The sequence below is a fragment of the Nocardia salmonicida genome (genome assembly GCF_036142455.1).
Classification (GTDB): Bacteria; Actinomycetota; Actinomycetes; order Mycobacteriales; family Mycobacteriaceae; genus Nocardia; species Nocardia salmonicida.
The window spans coordinates 2,866,076-2,883,575 of record NZ_CP108014.1 but is presented as its reverse complement, the minus strand read 5'-3'; the positions used below and the strand labels follow the sequence as shown (position 1 = coordinate 2,883,575).

General features: G+C 63.4%; 14 protein-coding genes. 12 read left to right on the top strand and 2 right to left on the bottom strand.

Annotation, left to right across the window (positions count from 1 at the left end; genetic code table 11):
• Positions 1 to 28: 28 nt before the first annotated feature.
• A complete protein-coding gene (locus OHS03_RS13725) occupies positions 29 to 1,417 on the bottom strand; it encodes a YhgE/Pip domain-containing protein (RefSeq protein ID WP_328663089.1) in 1,389 nt (462 codons plus the stop codon).
• A 138-nt stretch (positions 1,418 to 1,555) separates the two neighbouring features.
• Here OHS03_RS13725 and OHS03_RS13720 point away from each other — a divergent pair, with 138 nt between their 5' ends.
• From OHS03_RS13720 to OHS03_RS13665, 12 genes are all read left to right on the top strand, one after another.
• The gene (locus tag OHS03_RS13720; protein WP_407942482.1) at positions 1,556 to 3,181 is read left to right on the top strand and encodes a bifunctional 3-(3-hydroxy-phenyl)propionate/3-hydroxycinnamic acid hydroxylase; all 1,626 of its coding nucleotides are present in this window, start codon (positions 1,556 to 1,558) and stop codon (positions 3,179 to 3,181) included.
• Positions 3,174 to 4,103, top strand: coding sequence for a VOC family protein (locus OHS03_RS13715; RefSeq protein WP_328663087.1), 930 nt, complete (start codon positions 3,174 to 3,176; stop codon positions 4,101 to 4,103). Before OHS03_RS13720 ends, OHS03_RS13715 begins: the two co-directional genes overlap by 8 nt.
• A gap of 1 nt (position 4,104) precedes the next feature.
• Positions 4,105 to 4,935, top strand: a complete 831-nt coding sequence (locus OHS03_RS13710) for a fumarylacetoacetate hydrolase family protein (protein WP_328663086.1) — start codon at positions 4,105 to 4,107, stop codon at positions 4,933 to 4,935.
• Positions 4,935 to 5,906 (top strand): TAXI family TRAP transporter solute-binding subunit, encoded by a 972-nt coding sequence (locus OHS03_RS13705; protein WP_328663085.1) that lies wholly within the window; start codon positions 4,935 to 4,937, stop codon positions 5,904 to 5,906. Before OHS03_RS13710 ends, OHS03_RS13705 begins: the two co-directional genes overlap by 1 nt.
• A gap of 41 nt (positions 5,907 to 5,947) precedes the next feature.
• The gene (locus tag OHS03_RS13700; protein WP_328663084.1) at positions 5,948 to 6,952 is read left to right on the top strand and encodes a hypothetical protein; all 1,005 of its coding nucleotides are present in this window, start codon (positions 5,948 to 5,950) and stop codon (positions 6,950 to 6,952) included.
• A gap of 86 nt (positions 6,953 to 7,038) precedes the next feature.
• Positions 7,039 to 8,046 (top strand): alcohol dehydrogenase catalytic domain-containing protein, encoded by a 1,008-nt coding sequence (locus OHS03_RS13695; protein ID WP_328664218.1) that lies wholly within the window; start codon positions 7,039 to 7,041, stop codon positions 8,044 to 8,046.
• A 28-nt stretch (positions 8,047 to 8,074) separates the two neighbouring features.
• Positions 8,075 to 8,749, top strand: coding sequence for an MBL fold metallo-hydrolase (locus tag OHS03_RS13690; RefSeq protein ID WP_328663083.1), 675 nt, complete (start codon positions 8,075 to 8,077; stop codon positions 8,747 to 8,749).
• An 845-nt stretch (positions 8,750 to 9,594) separates the two neighbouring features.
• Positions 9,595 to 10,479, top strand: a complete 885-nt coding sequence (locus OHS03_RS13685; RefSeq protein WP_328663082.1) for an esterase/lipase family protein — start codon at positions 9,595 to 9,597, stop codon at positions 10,477 to 10,479.
• Positions 10,480 to 10,486: 7 nt separating this feature from the next.
• The gene (locus OHS03_RS13680) at positions 10,487 to 11,611 is read left to right on the top strand and encodes a PucR family transcriptional regulator (RefSeq protein ID WP_328663081.1); all 1,125 of its coding nucleotides are present in this window, start codon (positions 10,487 to 10,489) and stop codon (positions 11,609 to 11,611) included.
• Positions 11,612 to 11,809: 198 nt separating this feature from the next.
• Positions 11,810 to 13,636: an acyl-CoA dehydrogenase gene (locus OHS03_RS13675; protein WP_328663080.1), complete on the top strand. Its 1,827-nt coding sequence runs from the start codon at positions 11,810 to 11,812 to the stop codon at positions 13,634 to 13,636.
• 100 nt (positions 13,637 to 13,736) lie between these two features.
• A complete protein-coding gene (locus OHS03_RS13670; RefSeq protein ID WP_328663079.1) occupies positions 13,737 to 14,372 on the top strand; it encodes a TetR/AcrR family transcriptional regulator in 636 nt (211 codons plus the stop codon).
• A gap of 494 nt (positions 14,373 to 14,866) precedes the next feature.
• Positions 14,867 to 16,129: an alpha/beta fold hydrolase gene (locus OHS03_RS13665; RefSeq protein ID WP_328663078.1), complete on the top strand. Its 1,263-nt coding sequence runs from the start codon at positions 14,867 to 14,869 to the stop codon at positions 16,127 to 16,129.
• 70 nt (positions 16,130 to 16,199) lie between these two features.
• Here OHS03_RS13665 and OHS03_RS13660 read toward each other — a convergent pair whose 3' ends face one another.
• Positions 16,200 to 17,450: a PucR family transcriptional regulator gene (locus OHS03_RS13660; protein WP_328663077.1), complete on the bottom strand. Its 1,251-nt coding sequence runs from the start codon at positions 17,448 to 17,450 to the stop codon at positions 16,200 to 16,202.
• Between the last annotated feature and the right edge of the window lie 50 nt (positions 17,451 to 17,500).

The window sequence follows — 17,500 nt, the reverse complement described above, 5'->3', positions numbered from 1 at the left end:
GCCGACCGACGCGGAGATCCGCAGTTGATCAGTGGCGATGTGCTCCACGACGATCGCCGACCGATTCCGCGGCCGAAGGGGTCGGATCGCGGTGATGGGGCACGTTTCGCAGGAACTCCTGAATCCGCGGGATAGCTCGCGGATGGATACGGTGCATGCCCAACCGGTCATAGACCGCGTTTCCGAGCAGTCCGAGCACGAGCCCCGCAACCAGACCGGCCACCAGAAGCAGCCACGCGCGGGACAGGCCGGCGTCGGCATGTGCGTCGAAGTAGATGATGGCGCGGACGCCATCACACACCCCGCGCATCGGTTCGAAGGACCCGAGGAAACGCCAGAACGGCGGGAGCGCCTGTTGCGGGATCGCTCCTCCGGAGACGGGGATCGACCAGCCGATGAAAAAGATCATGCTGATGACGATGCCGATCGGGCCGAGCAGGGTCACCACCGCCAGTGTTCCCACACCGATCGCATTGATGGCGAGGATGCCGAACAGCCACAGCAGCCCACCGTTCGGAAGGTCCAGATCTACAACGAAAATGGCGGCGGCGAGGATTGCTGTGGCAGCGGGGATCGACGCGATGAACAGAGTCAGACACTTCGCGCTGAAAGTGTGCAGTCGGTTGATGTGGCGTGGAGGCAACATGCGGCGCTTCGGTCCGATCTCGGTGGCGCCGAAACCTAGTTCGGAGTCGACGAGTCCGTTGATGACATTCGCGCCGAGGAACCCGACCATCATCAGCAACAGTGCGACGAAGAAGGCGGTCATGCCGTTGCCGGTGCGATTGCCGAAGGGCACGGCCTGGTGTGCGGTGAGGGTGACCGGATCGGCGAGTAATACCGCATTGGCAGGCGCGACGGTATCGGTGGTGTGAGCGAGCAGCTGGCCGGCCGCCGCGACCGATCCGCCGCGTGCCGCGCCCTCGGCGATCTGCGTGCCGAGTTCGGCGGCCATGGTGCCCGCACCATGATTGGTGAGCACAGTGACTTCCGGGCGCTGCGGGGTCGATGTCAGCAGCGACAGGAGCTTCGGGGTGTAGTCGCTCGGTATGACGACAGCGGCGAAGAGTTCGTTGTCCGCGCTCGCGGCAGTCGCTGATTCGAGCGAGTCGAAGCGGCGCCAGCTGACTGCCTCGGCAGGCTGTTGAGGCTGTGACTCGATGCCGGCAACAACCTGTGCGCCGAGGTTCATCGCGGGAGTGGCCGCGCCTTCGTCGAGGTTGACCAGGCCGATCGGCGCGTGATGGAGATCTGCTGCTGGATTCGCGGCGCTGCCAGTGAATACCACGGTGATCGCGAAGATCGCCGCAGTCAGTACGACGCTGGGGATCAACCAATTCTTCGGGTGGCGTAGGAAGCTGAGCGCCGACAGTGTCGTGTCCGAGTTGCCGGCGAGGGTTCGAGGCCTGAATATCACTCTAGCAGTATAGCTATACTGCTAGAGTGATATCGCTTGCGGGCGTTAGTCCTATTTTACAGGACATGCCTTTTGTAATGCAGGACACGTGCCTATGGTTGAGCTATCGAGTTCCTCTGAAGCGGAGAAGGTGAGGTGATGGCGCCGGTGAAGTCGCCAGACAGTGCCGATGTCGTGGTCTGTGGTGCGGGGCCGGTCGGTCTGACGGCCGCTGCCCTGCTCGCCGCGCGCGGTGTAGAGGTGGTGGTGGTCGAGCGCAATAGATCGACCAGCGACGAACCCAAGGCGATCAGCATCGACGACGAGTCCTTGAGGGTCTATCAGCGTGCAGGCATCGTCGATGACGTGCTGCCGATCGTGGTTCCGGGCACGGGTACCAGGTATTACGACCGACACGGGATGCCGCTGTTTCATGCGCGCGGCCCACGTCCGTTCCGGTTGGGTTATCCATTCAAAAACCCCTTCGCGCAACCAGATCTGGAGCGTGTGCTGGTCGATGCGCTCTCAGCCATGCCGAATGTGACGGTGCACTTCGCTACCGAAGTCACTGGCTTCGATCAGCACGCTGACTCGGTATCCGTGTACGCGGTGTCTGAGGACAGACCGGTTGTTTTCGAGGCGGCCTATGTGCTGGGCTGCGATGGCGGCCGGTCGGTGACCCGCCTCGGCCAGGGCGTCGAGATGACCGGGCGCAGCTACAGCGACATTTGGCTCGTCGCCGATACGCTCGACGATCCGCATACCGAACGTTTCGCTATGCATCACGGCAATCCCGCACGACCGCATGTCATCGTGCCGGGCCTCGACGGCCGTTGCCGCTACGAGTTCCGGCTCTTCGACGGCGAAGGTACTCCCTCGCAGACACCATCCTTCGACTTGATCCGCGCCCTGGTCGCTCCCTATCGGGAACTGACCCCGGCACAGATCGAGCGAGCGGTGAACTACCGGTTCAATGCGGTGATCGCTGACGACTGGATGATCGGTCGTTCTTTCCTGCTGGGCGATGCCGCGCACATGATGCCCCCCTTCGCAGGCCAGGGGCTCAATTCCGGTATCCGTGACGCCGCCAACTTGACCTGGAAGATCGCCGATGTGCTCGAGGGGCGGCTCGCACCGTCGGTGCTGGCCAGCTACCAGGTCGAGCGGGCTCCCCACGTCAAGGCGACCGTCCGGATGTCTGAGCGTATGGGCCGCGTCGTCATGACCACCTCGAACCGCCTTGCCGATCGCCGCGATGCTGTGGTCGAGCGGGCACTGGGTACTGACGCAGGACGAACCTATCTCGAACAGATGCGTTATAGGCCGACTCAGCGGTTCACCGACGGACTCGTTCTCGCCGCCGACCGACACGACGGGGTCGGCACCGCAATCGGCCAGCCATTGGTCTTCGACACCGCTGATCACGCGGTCCGGCGCCTCGACGATGTGCTCGGTGACAGCTGGGCACTGATCGGTGTCGACGTCGACGACGCCGACTGGGAGGCGGTCCGGTCACTTGTCGACAGGCTCGGCGCTACGACAGCTCTGCTGGCATTGGGCGAGTACCTACCCCGAACCGGTCGCCGCGTACTCATCGACGTCGATGGCTCGGCGGCACGTGAATTCGAGTCTTTCCCCCATCACTTCGTCCTGATTCGGCCGGACCGGGTGGTTGCCGCCACCTGGCCACCGCACCACACCGCCGAGGTCGCTGCCGCGATCTCGGCCTGGACTACGCAGCCGGTAACAACAGCATCGACAGAAAGGGCCCCGAGTCATGGATAAACCCCAGCGGATCGTATTGCAGGAACGCGATGCGGCCGGGACGCTCACCCGCACCACCGTTTCCCACATCGGCTTCTCCGTACCCGACGTCGCCGCAACGGCCGCTTTCTACGGGCGAGTGCTCGGTTTGCGGGTACACGAACAGCTTCCCGATGGTGGCGTGCGCCTCGGGTGGGGTGCCGGCCATCACGTCATCGACCTCGTTGAGGGTGAAAAGGGGCTGCACCACTACGGATTCGAGGTTCGTGACCTCGACGGAGTCGCCGGGATCAGCACGCGGCTGACGGCGGCAGGTCACGCCGTGGAACCGTTGGACGCGTCATACCTCGATGGGGCCTTGGGAGTTCCAACCGGCATCGTCGTCGCCGATCCCGCCGGTATTCCCGTCCACTTTCACACCGCTGTTGAGCGACAAGGTGAGAACGCCGCCGATACTGGTCGCCGACCGATCAAGTATCAGCACATCACCTTGGGCACCGACGATGTCGTACCGATGATCGAGTTCTTCGTCGACGTAGTCGGGTTCCGGATCTCCGATCAGCTCGAGGACGGCCGGTTCGCGTGGCTGCGCAGCGATCGTGACCATCACACCCTGGCGGTGGTGAATGTCGGCCGAGGAGGCGACATCGACCACTACTCCTACGATCTCGCCGAATGGGAGGACTTCAAAGCCTGGTGCGACCGGCTGACCGACGAGAACGTCGATGTCAGTTGGGGTCCGGGCAGGCACGGACCGGGCAACAACCTGTTCATCTTCTTCGACGACCCGGCGGGCAATCACATCGAGCTCTCCGCGGAGATGGAGAAGTTCCACGACGACCGCGTGACCTACGTACCGCGTCGATGGAAGCCGATCCCCAACTCGGTGAACCTGTGGGGCGGTCAGCTCGCCTCGTGGCGCAAAACAAGCGAAGGGAACTGACATGGCGTACGCAACCTACGAGCACCGCGGCGTTCGAAGGGTCGGTGAAGTACACGGCTCGGAACTCGTTCCGTTGGACGGCCTCACCGAAATCGGCACCCAGACCACACCTGAGGTCCTGGCCGGCGCAGACCGCAACCCGCGTGGGCGCGTCGAGATGGAGTCCGTCCGGATCCTGCCGGTCGTTCCCAATCCGGCAAAGGTGTTCTGCGTCGGCCTGAACTATCGCGCGCACGTCGCCGAAACCAAGCGTGAGCTTCCGACGTACCCGGTGCTGTTCCCCAAATTCGCGGCCAGCCTGATCGGCGCCTATGACGACATCCTCTTGCCGCCGGAGTCGACACAGGTCGACTACGAAGGCGAACTGGCGGTGGTCATCGGCCGACCAGGCCGGCGCATCACCGAAGCTGACGCCCTCGACCATGTGCTTGGCTACTCGGTCTCCAACGACATCACTATGCGTGACTTCCAGTACAAGACCCACCAGTGGATGCAGGGAAAAGCCTGGGACGCAAGCACTCCCATCGGACCAACCCTTGTCACGCCCGAGTCGGTCGACCTGTCGACAGCCGGAATCCGCACAGTGATCAACGGTGAGAAGGTGCAGGAATCCGACCTTTCGATGCTCATCTTCTCCATCCCGCGTTTGATCGCGGAGATCTCGACCTTCACCGAGCTCACTCCCGGAGACGTGATCTTGACCGGTACCCCCGGCGGCGTGGGCTACCGCAGGGACCCGCAGCTTTTCCTGGGCGATGGAGACCAGGTCAGCGTCGAAGTCGACGGAGTCGGTGTGGTGCGCAACCTGATTCGCCGACAGGAGGGCTCTTGATGAGTGCACGACCCGCAGAACCGAAGATCGATCGATCACTGCGACTGCAACTACAGGGTGACTGGGGAACAGCCAACCTGCATCGGGTCTGTGGCTGGATCTCCCAGGAACTGACCGATCGGGCAGGACCGCACACCCGTGTCGGGATCTGGAACGGGCGCGGGTTCTCCGACAACGTCCGCGCCGTCGGACGCGGTGAGGTCGATATCGCCCTGACCACACCCACCGCGTTCACCGTCGCGGCGCTGGACGGGCGCGGCACCTACCGCGACGAGTTCTACCCGGACCTGCGTGCATTGGGTGTTGTGCCGCAACGAGATCGACTGGTATTCGCGGTCCATTCCTCGCTGGGCGTCACAACCTTCGCCGAGTTACGGGAGCTGAAACCGGTCCTGCGCGTGGCCACCTCGGTCAACGACGGGGTCAACGCTGTCGGCCTGGCCGCGCACGAGATCCTGGCGCGCTCGGGCGTGGACGTGCTCGACTGGGGCGGGCAATTCCTGTCCGACGAGCGGCCCTTCGAATCGCTCGACCACGTACTGGAAGGACGCGCCAACGCGATCGTGCACGAAGCAGTCATGCTTCCGCACTGGCAGAAGCTCGGGGCCGACTATCGCTTTCTCGAAGTCGAGCCGGATGTCCTCGAATCACTCGAGACCGACTTCGGATGGCCCGCGGCAACGGTGTCCGACGGATATTTCCCTGGCCAGCCGTCCTTCCGCACGCTGGACTTCTCCGACTTCCTTGTCGTGACCCGCGCCGACCTGCCCGAGGACGTGGCCTACGCGGTTGCGTGGATTCTCGGCGAGACCCGCCATCTCATCGAGTCCCAATACCTGCACCTGGCGCCGGAACGTAGCCCCATCACCTACCCGCTCGACCCACCGACCATGGGCATCTCGCCGGTTCCACTGCATGCCGGTGCCGCCTCCTACTACCGAGCACTGCCTGCTGCCGAACTCGTTCCCTGACACACGTCGGGCACCCAGCACCCCGAGACAAGGAGGTCTCCATGAGTGTTGTCATCGAAGACGTCACGATCATGACGTCGGACCAACCGTTGCGCAGCATCGAGCGCGACGAACACAACCTGCTCACTGCGCCGCACCCGAGCAAAATGCCCGTCAAACTGTGGCGCGATCATCCGCCCCTGACCGTCGCGCACTTTCCACAGGAGTACCAGCCGCGGCCGTTCGCGCCGCCGCGCGGTGTCTACGAGAATGAGCAGATCCGCATCGAGTGGCAGACGATGGACAATCGCCAGCCGTTCTACCACCGCAACTGTGACGTCGACGAGATCTCATATCAGGTCGAAGGCGAGCGCACCCTGATGACCGAGCTCGGCGTCATCGAACACCGACCCGGCGAGTTCTCCCGGATCCCTCGGGGCGTGTCACACGACAACTATGGGCGGGCCGAGAGCCACCTGCTGTTCTACGTGCCGGCCCCGGCTGTCGAAACCTGTCCGGTTGCCAGAACCTCGGAGCGAGTCATGCCGCCGTTTCCCGGCTGGGCACCCGGCCAGATCAACGAGGCAGTCACCCAGTGCATGGGAACGGCCGGTCACGACATCGCTGTCTTCCCCGTCGATGAGCAGGCACTGCTCGACCGGGTCAACCACGAGCACGATCGAATTCAGGTCCTGGGCGTACCGAAAGCCCCGGGCTCGACATGGCTGTACCAGGCCGAACAATTCCGCATGGGAACAACAATATTCGCCGTTGAACCGGACGCCGTTCGCCGTTATCGGCGCACGCTCGATGCCGACGAGATCCAGTACCAGATCAGCGGACGCCGCACATTGCTGACACAGCGCGGGATCGTCGAGCTCGAGCCAGGAGACTTTGTCCGCGTACCCCTCGGCATCGCCCATGCCAGTGTCGGGCACGAACCCGGCGCCTACATCAGTGTGCTCTCCCATCGAGAACTGCCGCAGGTCGCCGACACCGCGCGCACAGCGCAACCCTATTCACCGGAATACCTCGCATCCCTCACCGGCGAAAGAAGCTCGCGATGACCATGCTCGCTGCCCGCGCCCACCAAGGCTCTCAATCACTAACACTCGAACGGATCCCGATCCCGGAGCCTGGACCCTTGGATGTCGTGGTCAGGGTGGTCTCGGCCGGATTGGCGCCGGGCATGATGACCCTGCTGAAAAGGGGCGCGTTCAAGCATCTTCCGACTACCCTCGGGCACGAAGCGGCAGGTACCGTGGCCGCAGTAGGTGATCAGGTCACCGACGTCGCCATCGGCGATCGTGTGCGGGTACACCCCAACCTGAACTGCCGCACCTGCGACTACTGCCGCACCGATCGCGAGATGATGTGCGCCCAGCAGGCCATGATCGGGCACGCCGGCTTCGGGGCCGTCGCTATGCCGCTCTACGAGCGCTACCACGACGGTGGACTCGCCGAGTACGTGCGAGTACCGCATTGGCTGATCGATCAGCTGCCCGCAACTGTCAGCTTCGACGTGGCCGCGAAGGTCCACGACCTGGCCAACGCGGTCCGGATCCTCAAATGTGCCCAGCTACCGCTCGGGGCAACCGTAGTCACGACGGCGGCCACCGGCACAATGGGCACGGCGACAGTCAAACTCGCCGAGCACTTCGGTATCTCCCGGCTTGTGCTGGTAGCTCGTAGTGCCGAACGACTCGAACCGGTGGCGCGACTCGCAGGCAGCGTCGCAGTCGATACGGTGGCTCTCGACGACCTGCCCGATGACTGGGAGTCCACCGGCGGGCTCACTCGTCGCTTGCGGGAGCTGGTACCGGCGGGCGCTGACGCTGTAGCCGACTTCATCCCGACCGGCGCTGCGACCGCTCAGGCCATGGGCGCTTTGCGTACCGGGGGAGTACTTGCCCATATGGGCGGCAACGCCACCCCGTTGGCAGTGCCATCGAGCGCGCTCATGGTCAACTGCTGGCGCTTTGTCGGTACCCGCGCATGCACCCGTTCCGATGCCGAGCAGGTTCTGGCGTTGCTCGGCTCCGGTGCACTGACGGTCGACGAGCTGATCACTCAGCGATTCGCGCTGGCCGACGTCGCCACCGCGGTCGACGCGATGATCAATCGGAAAGAGCCCATGTGGATGACCGTCGTCAACCCCTGACCACCGACAACATAGGAGGCGCTCAGCCGTGAAGCTCACCCACTACGGGCACGCCTGCGTACTCGTAGACCTGCCCGGCCCCGTAGGCTCGACTCGAGTTCTCTTCGATCCTGGCACCTACTCGCAAGGATTCGAAGACCTGCGCGACGTGGACCTGATCATGATCACCCACGCCCACCCTGACCACCTCGATCTGAACCGATTGGCCGCACTGGTCTCCGCCAATCCTGACGCGCAGTTGGTTGTCGGCGAGAAAACTCTGTCGGCTTTGGACGACCCGGCCTATCCGAACTCCATGCGACAGCCCCAGCATGTCGTCGTCCCGGGACAGAAGCTGTCGCTCCACGGGGTCGAGATCGTCGTGACAGGGGGAGAGCACGCCTGCATCCATGCGGCACTGCCTGCGTCTGAGAATCTCGGATACCTGCTCAACAGCAGCATTTTCCATCCGGGCGATGCCTTCGACGAAGTCCCCACCGCGGTCGACGTGCTGCTACTTCCGATCGGTGGGCCCTGGATGAAAATTGGTGAAGGGATCGACTACGTCCGATCTATCGGGCCGCGGACAGTAGTTCCGATCCACCAGGCAGGCTTGGCCGAAGCGCACCAGAACATGCACTGCCAGCTCTTGCGGAACCTCGCGCCAGAGGGCTCTGAGGTACTTGTCCTGGAACACGCAACACCACACGACCTTTCGATCTGACACCCCTCCGACTCGGGGTCAGTGCTGCCCTACATCGGCACTGACCGCGGGCCGAATCAGGAACGCCTCATCCTGATCTGTTGCGGTTGCCTGCCCGGCGGTATCGACAGCAAGGGATGGCGGCTCCCTCACCTGGTTCGACCACTGGTGAGAAGTTGACCTTTCTCGCCAGGTCGCATTACGCCCGCGCAGTCACAGTGATCGTCGGGCTCGAAGCACATGGGTTACCAGGACCCGAGGGTCGTGGGTGCGGTGCACGCGTTCGGTGTTTGCCCCTGCTCTGTGCCGGAAATTCTGCTCCGAGTACAAGCGGTATGCGCCCGCCGCCTGGGCGATCCCAGGCCGTGGAAATGCCGGTTTAGCGTCGCTGACAACATGTGTTGCACGAATTCGTCCCCCAGTGGAGTGACTGAGCAGACCGCGCGGTTCAGACTTTCCTCACCACCGCAATGCAGCGATGTGAATCACATCCTCCCGTGATAGTGGTTCACATCACAGCAGCTGTCGAGCAGGTTGGCGATCAGATGGGAATTCCACAATTGTTTGCAACGAAGCAACGAATTCGGCGGACTGCCATGGCGAGTGCGCTCGTCGCGGGTCTAGCGGTCGCGTGCGGGCTGGCGTCTACATCGGCGAGTGCGGAGCCTGCCGCCTCGGACCTGCAGAGCCTTGCCGATTCGGTTACTGCCGGTTTGACGCCTTCGGCCGACGGCCGACAACCCAAGGCGATTGTTGACTCAGGGACCGGCACGGGCAGTGGCGCAGGTAGCGGTTCCGGCTCGTCGGGCAGCGGCACCGCATGGGGACAAAGCACTGCGGCCGCCCCGACAGGCCAAGGTCCGGAATTGACTGCCCCGTTGGCCGCGTTCGCCTACGGACTCGCCAATCCTGACGTCGCACCAGTCGGCGCCAACAACTGGGATTGCAAGCCCAGCGCAGCCCACCCACGCCCGGTAGTGCTGCTACATGGCAGCTGGCTCAACGCCTTCGACACCTTCAGCGCCCTGTCACCGCAGTTGTCGCGCGCCGGGTTCTGCGTCTTCGCTCTCAACTTCGGACGCTCCGGACTCATCGAGGGCGGGGGTCTTGCCGGCGTTCTCCCCGGCCGCTACGGCGTGGGCCCCATCGAGGACTCCTCACGTCAGGTCGCCGACTTCATCGAACGTGTCCGCACCACGACTGGGGCGAACCAGGTCGACATCGTGGGCCACTCACAAGGCGGCACAGTCGCGAACCATTATCTGAAATTCGAAGGCGGCGCCGGCAAAGTCGGCAAGCTGATCAGCTTCGGGGCAACCCACCACGGCACGACCCTTCTGGGGATCGCCGCACTCGGGCGCGCCATCAACAACCTCGGAATCGACATCCTGGGCTTCTACGAACCGATCATCGGGATCTCCAACATCCAACAGGTCATCGGCTCCCCGTTCTACGCCACGCTCAACGCCCGAGGCGATACGATTGCCGGCGTCGACTACACAGCAGTCGGATCTCGCTACGACGAGGTGACCAACCCCTACGACCTGACCTTCCTCAAAGCTGGAGTGGGCGCCACCGTTCGCAACATCACCCTGCAAGAAGGGTGCGAACAAGACCTGTCCGACCACCTCACCATCATGTACTCGCCGCGCGCGGCATCGATCACCCTCAACGCCCTCGATCCCGTCAACCACCCGAAGCTGGACTGCACGTTCAACCCGTGGTTGATCGGTGGCACCGGCACACTGTGAGACCGCGATGAGTCCCACCCAGCTCGAGTCGCCCGCGACCCCGCCGCGGGCGACCCAGCACATCGTCGACGGGGTCCTCAGCGCGATCCCTGCCCGCAGTATCCAAGGCAACGTCTTGCGGGAGGAGATCCGCGCCGTTGTCGTGGAGTACCTCGAACATGCCGATGGTGCGCGCACGCTCGATTCGCGAGCAGCTCTCCACCCCGCAGCTGCGCGTTGGGCAGCCACCGGGGTACCGATCGACACCGTCCAACACCTCGTCCATACCGGGTTCCGGCTTCACCTGAACGACCACGCCACGAAATTGTTGCGCCACAACAACATCAACCACGTCATGGACGCAATGCACACGGTGAACGCGACAGTCTCCAGGGCATACCTCGAGGTCGCGTCCTCGGCCACTGGACGCAGCGGACACCAAGCCCTCGCCCGTGCCCTGCTCAGCGGACGCCACGCCACCAGCGTCGCCCGAGAATGCGGCATCGCACTCACCGACCAGTACACCGTTCTCGCAGTAGCTGCTGATACTTCTGCCCGAGGCGCGGTCTCACCCGGCAGCTTCCTCGAGATGCTGGCCGACCGTGTGGGACAACCGATGTCCGCACTGCACAGCGACCTCGGAGGCACAATCTTGATCCAAGGCTGCCCCGACACCGAGGAAATCGGTAAACTTGTCAACCGGACAGCACTGGTCGTAGTGGCGATCGAGGTAGATCGAGACCGGATCCCATCCGCGACCGAAGACGGACACGAACTGATCGACGTTGTACGCCGACTCCATCGACCGCCCGGCCTCTACCATTTCGACGACCTTGCTATCGAGTATCAGCTGACTCGCCCCGGGCCCGGTCGCGATCGTCTCGAGACCGCCCTCGACGCGGTGTGGGAAGACCCAGGATTGGTCGCGACCCTCCGTGCGCATATCAACAATGGTTTGAATCGTCGACTCACCGCACGGGAAATGCATATCCATCAAAATACGGTCGACTACCGCCTGAAGCGGATCTACCGGCTCGCCCGCCTCGATTCCCACGATCCGGGACTCATCTGGAAATTGAGGGCAGCGCTGACCGTACGCGAATATCTCGGCCTAGAAGGACGCAGAGAGGATCCCCCGCTTACGACCGAGTAGCTGGTAGTGACTTGCGACTAACAGTCATTGGATAACCGCACTTCGAAGCCAAAAGATAGCTCACATTCCAATTTATTAACCAATTACTTATGGTTGCAAGGACCGCACGGCTGAGACATTATGACTGCGCAGGCGCACATCGCGCCCATTCATTGCCTGGCCCGTTCGAGGCGGGCACAGTCGAGAGGTGAGGGTCCGATGGGCCACTACAAGAGCAACGTTCGTGACCTGGAGTTCAACCTGTTCGAGATCTTCGACCTCGGTGCCCTCTTCGACTCGGGCGCCTTCGGCGATCTCGACGAAGGCATCGTGCGGACCATGCTCGGCGAGGCAGCGCGCCTAGCCGAAGGCCCCGTTGCCGAGCCCTACGCCGAAACCGACCGTAACCCTCCGGTATTCACACTCGCGACCCACTCCGTTCGGCTCCCGGAACCGTTCAAGGCCGCAGTCAGAGCATGGCAAGACGGCGAATGGTGGCGAGTAGGCAAGAGCGAGGTGGTCGGGGGTGTACACGCACCATCCATGGTGGGATGGGCCATCAACGAACTGGTGCTCGGCGCACAACCGGCGGCTTACATGTACCTGACCGGTCCCTTGATCGCCGACGTGCTCGGCGGCATCGGAACCGAACAGCAGAGACGTTGGGCCGCACAGGCTGTCGAGCGTAACTGGGGCGCGACCATGGTGCTGACCGAGCCCGACGCCGGTTCCGATGTCGGCGCCGGTCGGACCAAGGCCATCGCGCAGCAGGACGGCTCCTGGCACATCGAGGGAGTGAAGCGCTTCATCACCTCCGCCGATTCCGACGACCTGTTCGAAAACATCATCCATCTCGTTTTGGCCCGCCCCGAGGGCGCCGGACCGGGAACCAAGGGCTTGAGCTTGTTCGTCGTCCCCAAGTTTCGTTTCGACCCCCAGACCTGCGAGCTCGGAGACCGTAACGGTGCCTTTGTCACCAACGTCGAACACAAGATGGGCTTGAAAGCTTCGGCAACCTGCGAGCTGACGTTCGGCGGACACGGCACTGCCGCGGTCGGCTATCTCGTCGGCGAGACTCATAACGGCATTACCCAAATGTTCAAAATCATCGAGGAAGCCCGGATGATGGTCGGAACAAAGGCTATCGCCACGTTGTCCACCGGCTACCTGAACGCGCTGGAGTACGCGAAGTCCCGGGTCCAGGGACCAGACCTCATCCGAGCCTCCGACAAGTCGGCACCGAAGGTGCCCATCATCGACCATGCCGATGTACGCCGGTCACTGATGATGCAGAAGGCATACACCGAAGGCCTGCGTTCGATCTACCTCTACACCGCCGGTCATCAGGATCCCACTGTCGCCGAACACATCTCCGGCGCTGGCGCCGACCTTGCCGCGCGGGTCAACGATCTGCTACTGCCCATAGTCAAAGGGGTCGGCTCCGAACGTGCCTATCAGTACCTCACCGAGTCCCTACAGACTTTCGGCGGTTCCGGCTTCCTTCAGGACTATCCGATCGAGCAGTACATCCGCGACGCCAAGATCGACTCCCTTTACGAGGGAACCACCGCGATCCAAGCCCAGGACTTCTTCTTCCGCAAGATCGCTAGAGACCGCGGAGTCGCCCTGACTCATGTGCTCGGCCAGGTGCGGGCAACCGTCCATTCCGACGCCGACGGTGGACGACTCAAGACCGAGAAGATATTGCTCGCCCATGCTCTCGAAGACGTGCAGGAGATCACCGGCACACTCACCGCACACTTGCTGGCCGCTGCCGAGCATCCGGCCGAACTCTACAAAATCGGTCTCAACGGCGTGCGGTTCCTGCTGACCGTCGGGGACTTGCTCGTGGCTTGGCGCCTCATCGTCGCCGCTGAAATTGCCCTGGCTGCCACGGAATCCGTCGAAGACATCGCGTTCTACCAAGGCAAAATCGCGGTGGCTTCGTTCTTCGCCAACACCGTTCTCCCTCATGTCACTGCCGAACGGGCTGTCCTCGCCGGAACCGATCTGTCCGTGATGGAATTGAACGAAGCCGGATTCTGACCTCAGCGACCCGCTGCCCACCGTGCGACTGCTCGATTGCTCACACGCAGTACGGCGCGGAGGCGTACGCAACGGACCCGACCTCCTTCAGGAATGAATTTTGGCTACCACCACGACATCGCGAACAACCGCAGGGTCATCTGCGACAGGCCGACAGATCCGCCGCAATCAGCTCATCGACGCCGCCCGGACGGCCTTCTCCACCCACGGCTACCACGGCGCCACCATGACCACCGTAGGAGCGTTCGCGAAGGTCACCAAACCCATTCTTTACCAACATTTTTCAACCAAGCTCGACCTCTACCTCGCAGTGGTTCAGCAGTCGCTCGACGATCTGACGACTACCTTGAGCGAGGTCCTCGCGACGACCAAGACCGAACTCGACAGCATCCACGCCACGGTGTCCGTACTCTTCGACCTGGCCGACCGAAACAACATCGCGGTCCATGATCTTCTCTTGGCTTCCGTCCCGGATGAGCCGTCCGTTGAATGGCATATCCGGTCAGCCATGACCGAATGCACCACCACCATCGCGACACGGATACGTCTGCACAACCGCGAAGCAGCCGACGCGCGTTTGCTCGCTTGGGCGCTTCTCGGCGCGAGCCTCACCGCCGCACGTCACTGGCGACAAGCCGGGCGGCCGATCCCGATACATCAAGCCGTGGAAACGATGACCGAATGGTATTGGTCCGGGTTACGCAGCCAGACAGGCCGAGGCAGGGACCGCGCCTGAACCTGTTCACGCTCGATCGACGGGTCGGCGCCGTCGGAGCGTTGCGGAGTCAGCAGCTGGGCCGTGTCGAGGCCGCCACGCAGGAACGCTTGGGTGATGCCGGCGATCTCTGCGGCGCGTCCCATGCTGTAGGCGGGATAGGTGTTGTGTTGTCGTCGAGTCGTGAGTGCTCCATCAAGAAGGGACACGCGAGACTGCCGTGTGGATAAACGTGCGTCGCGATACAACTGCTTCGCTAAAAATGTTGTGATGTAACACAGTTGATGTCCGGCGGCACACGAAGTGGGTGGGAGCTGCCTAGGCTTCGTAGTGGGCAAGGTCGCCTTCGACCGTTTGTGAGATGAGGTCTGTGGACCTGGGCTCCGATATCGCACAGCTCGTTTATCGAACCCAGAAAGACCCATGAAATCGTGTCAGAAACTGATCATTCGCGAGGGCCGAGGACTACAGCACCGCACCGGGGTGTCCCGCAGCTCCCCTCTCACGACCCCTTCATGCGCTGTCCCACCGATATCGCCACCTACGCACCGGGCTCGCTGATCCGGAGCAGGCGCGTCGAACTGTCACTGTTCGGATCAGTCCGGCAGCAGGTCCAAGCCTGGCAATTGGCCTACCGCAGCAATGACCTGTTCGGGCGACCGGAGATCGCGATAACAACCGTCGTGCTCCCCGCTGGGGCTGTCCCGGACCAGGACCGCCCGCTGTTGTTGTTCCAGTCCGCAATCGACTCGGTGACCGAGCGTTGCGCGCCGTCCTACGTGTTGCGCCACCATACGCGGGCGCCGGGTTCGATCACCCGGCTCGAATGGCCCCTGATCGCGAATGCGCTCCGTCGTGGTTGGGCGGTCAGTATCGCCGATCACGGTGGCATGAAGGGAAGTTTCGGCGCACCGCGGGAACCGGGCTATCGCAGCTTGGATGGGGCAAGGGCAACGCTGTCATTCGCGCCGCTCGGCCTGCATCCGCGCACGCCGATCGCGTTGTGGGGGTACTCGGGTGGCGGCATGGCCAGCGCGTGGGCCGCCGAGATGGCTCCGAGTTACGCGCCCGAGTTGAACCTGGTCGGTGCGGTGCTCGGCGCACCGGTCGGCGATCCCGGTGAGGTGTTCCTTCGTCTGCACGGAAGCCGATTCTCCGGTTTTCCACTGATGGTCGTGGCGGCATTGCGTCGGCTCTATCCCGACCTCGACGCTGCCCTCGATGCTGATATCTTGCCCGCGGGTCAGGCGTTGCTGGCAGCCGTCGAGAAGCTACCGCCGATTGTCGCGCTGCTGCGCATGTCGGGGCAGAGTTTCGACGACCATCTACGACGTCCGCTCCATGAAATTCTCGCCGAGCCGAAGGTTCGAGCGGTGCTCGACGATCTGCGGTTGGGTTTGTCCGCTCCGGCCTGCCCGTTGCTGGTGATGCAGCCGGTCAATGATCAGGTGATCCATTGCGGCAGTGTGGACGAGCAGGTCGAACGGTACCGGGCCGCGGGCACACACGTCACCTACGTACGCGACCGCATGAGTGACCACTTCACATTGCTTCCGCTGTCGACTCCACTGAGTTTGGGCTGGTTGGCGGACCGTATCGCTGCCAAGCCCTTGGCTCCGCCGAGCACGCGAACAGTGCTGTCGTCGAGCATCTCGGCGCCGAGCCGGCGCGGACTGGTCGGTGTTGTCGGTACCGTGCTGGCGGTGGCAACCGGGCGGCCGCTGATCGGTGCGCCGATCGCTGCACGCGGACACCACCCGGTTGAGAGGGCGGCCTAGGTTCTGCTGCCCGCAAGACTATGGCGCTGATGCACGTGATAGCTCTCCGAGGTGGGAGCGGGCAGCCAGGCTAGCCGTGGCCTGGATCGACGTGGTCGTGGCCCATCGCAGGTATGCCTAGTTGTGCGCAGGTCAAAAGAGCGACCTCGATGTCGAGTCTGCGCTCACTGAGCGGATGCCCCAGTAGCTCTTCGGCCTTGCGCACTCGGTAGTGGACGGTGTTCTTGTGTACATGCAGTCGGGTGGCCGCATCGGTGTAGCTGCCGCGGGAGGCGAGGAACGCGCGAACGGTCTCGCGCAACCGGGCAGCGGTCTCGTCGGCGCCGATCAACGCGCCCAAGACGCGTACGGCCCATGCTTGCGCGTCGGCGATACGGTCAGCGAACAAGGCGGCCAACCCCACGTCTGCATAAGCGGTGAGGCCGTGCCCGTGCCCGGTCAGCGCGACCGCACGAGCCTGCTGAGCATCGCGGTAGGTCTGGCGAAATCCCTGGAGGCCGGTCGCGGGATCGCCCAGTGCGATGGACAGTTTCGAGTGAGCGCGTAGGTCTCGGGCGAGCTGTTCGGTGTCGAGCACCGGGCGCGCCACCGAGGAGATCCACACCCACCGATTGTGGTCGTCGACCTCGACAGTCATCGGCGTCGTGCCTGTCGCGGCAGCGAGTAGCGCGGTGCCTGCGCGGAGTGATGCGCGGGGATCGCTGGCTTCGGGCGGCGTCCACAGCATCGCGAATTGGTGCCAGCCGCGCAGAGAGACTGACAGCATCTGTTCGGCTGAAGCCACATCCAGGTCATCAGCGTTGAGGACGGCGCGCACCTGCGCGACGCGGGCTACGTCGGTGCGCGCGTCCCAGCGACGGCGCTCGCCGGCATAGATGTCGATCAAGCCTTCGATCACCTGATCGATATAGCTGTTGACCACGTCGGCCATCCGCGCCGCGGTGGCCAGGGCGACCTCGGTGGAGGGGTTCAGCTCGATCAGCTGCGTCATCGTCCACTGGACGAACATGTTCTCGCCGAGCCGGTAAGCGCGCAGCAGTGCTTCGAGCGACAGGTCGTGCTGGGCGAAGCGGCGGGCGTATTCGGCGGCCGCGGGCGGCACGGTGATGTCGTCGAGGCCGATGGCCAAGGTCAGCATGTCCAGGATTGCGGTGAGGTTGGACTCGGTGCTGGCGACCATCAGCCTACGAGCTTCATCGTCGTGCCGGAATTCGGGGATGACTTCGACGAACATCGCAATCATCGTCGGTGCCAGCCGATTGAGGTCGGCTTTGATCCGGGACGCTACCTCCCGCATCAGCGGATCGTTGTCGACAGCCATGGGCGCAGACAGTACCCCCGGTGCGCGGTGGGGCGGCTCCGTTTGTGCTC

Coding starts and splice junctions, on each gene's coding strand:
- OHS03_RS13720 (WP_407942482.1), top strand. CDS start 1,556: ATGGCGCCGGTGAAGTCGCCAGACAGTGCCGATGTCGTGGTCTGTGGT.
- OHS03_RS13715 (WP_328663087.1), top strand. CDS start 3,174: ATGGATAAACCCCAGCGGATCGTATTGCAGGAACGCGATGCGGCCGGG.
- OHS03_RS13710 (WP_328663086.1), top strand. CDS start 4,105: ATGGCGTACGCAACCTACGAGCACCGCGGCGTTCGAAGGGTCGGTGAA.
- OHS03_RS13705 (WP_328663085.1), top strand. CDS start 4,935: ATGAGTGCACGACCCGCAGAACCGAAGATCGATCGATCACTGCGACTG.
- OHS03_RS13700 (WP_328663084.1), top strand. CDS start 5,948: ATGAGTGTTGTCATCGAAGACGTCACGATCATGACGTCGGACCAACCG.
- OHS03_RS13680 (WP_328663081.1), top strand. CDS start 10,487: ATGAGTCCCACCCAGCTCGAGTCGCCCGCGACCCCGCCGCGGGCGACC.
- OHS03_RS13675 (WP_328663080.1), top strand. CDS start 11,810: ATGGGCCACTACAAGAGCAACGTTCGTGACCTGGAGTTCAACCTGTTC.
- OHS03_RS13665 (WP_328663078.1), top strand. CDS start 14,867: ATGCGCTGTCCCACCGATATCGCCACCTACGCACCGGGCTCGCTGATC.
- OHS03_RS13660 (WP_328663077.1), bottom strand. CDS start 17,450: ATGGCTGTCGACAACGATCCGCTGATGCGGGAGGTAGCGTCCCGGATC.